Genomic DNA, 1,057 nt, shown 5'->3' on the forward strand with positions numbered 1-1,057 from the left:
CGCCGCGCCCACACCGGTGGCGCCGCGCCTGGGCACGGGCCATGGCGCGCTCGAGCGCTCCGTCACGCGGACCACGGAGTTCCACAGCGCCAGCAGCAGCCCGGCGCAGATCATCCGCATCCGCTATGACAGCTATGCCAACCTGTTGGCCCAGGGCGTCATCCGCGCGCCGCAGCCCGCCGTGCAGCCGGCGCCCCGCCCTTTTCCGGCATCGCCCTCTGGCTATGTACCTGATCCGCCTGCCTATTGAGGTCTTGCCGCCGCAGGCATCACCGCGCTGCGGCGTGCGATTTTCTCCACAAGGGCCACCAGCGGGTGCAGGCTTTTGCATAATCTGCCGCATGGTAGATGCACTGCAAGACGACCAAGCGCTGATGCTGGCCTACGCTGGCGGCCAAGTCGCGGCGTTCGAGCAGCTCTACCATCGCCACAGCCAGCGCCTGTGGCGCTATTTTTTCCGCAACACCGGCAATGCCGCGCTCGCCGATGACCTGGCGCAGGAGACCTGGTTTGCCTTGGTCGATGGCGCCCAGCGCTACCAACCCCAGGCGCAGTTCACGACCTGGGCTTTTACCCTGGCCCACCACAAACTGGTGGACCACTGGCGCCGCCACAAGGCCCACCGCAGCCTCGACGAAGAGGACAGCGAAGGCATGCGTCTGGCCGAGACCTTGTTTGCCAACTCCGGCTTTGACCCCGAGCGCCTGCAGGGCCGCAAGGACCTGGCGCGTGCTTTGCTCGCTGCCCTGGCCCAGTTGCCGCCCGAACAGCGCGAGGCCTTTTTGCTGCAGGCCGAGGCCGATATGTCGGTGGCCGACATTGCCACAGCTACGCAGGTGACCCAGGAAACCGCCAAAAGCCGCTTGCGCTATGCCCGCGCCAAACTGCGCCAGGCCATCGAGGTGACCGCATGAACGCACCGCAAGACCCCAAGCGGCCCGATGCCCTGGTCGACCTCTACCGCGAGGCCAGCGCGCAGGACGCCGGCCCAAGCGACGCCAGCACGGCGCAGATCCTGGCCCATGCGCGCGCCAAAGCCGCACAGGGCCTCAGGCCA

1 protein-coding gene and 1 pseudogene are annotated in these 1,057 nt (G+C 67.6%); both read left to right on the forward strand.

Going from position 1 to position 1,057, the window contains the following annotated elements:
- Nucleotides 1-250, forward strand: a pseudogene (locus H928_RS32100) (hypothetical protein); the annotation flags it as partial.
- Between the two features lie 91 nt (nt 251-341).
- Entirely contained in the window at nt 342-914 is a 573-nt protein-coding gene (locus H928_RS0105410; protein ID WP_021025586.1) for a sigma-70 family RNA polymerase sigma factor, read from the forward strand.
- Nucleotides 915-1,057: the final 143 nt, after the last annotated feature.

It is taken from the genome of Comamonas sp. B-9 (assembly GCF_000410635.1).
GTDB lineage: Bacteria > Pseudomonadota > Gammaproteobacteria > Burkholderiales > Burkholderiaceae_C > Comamonas.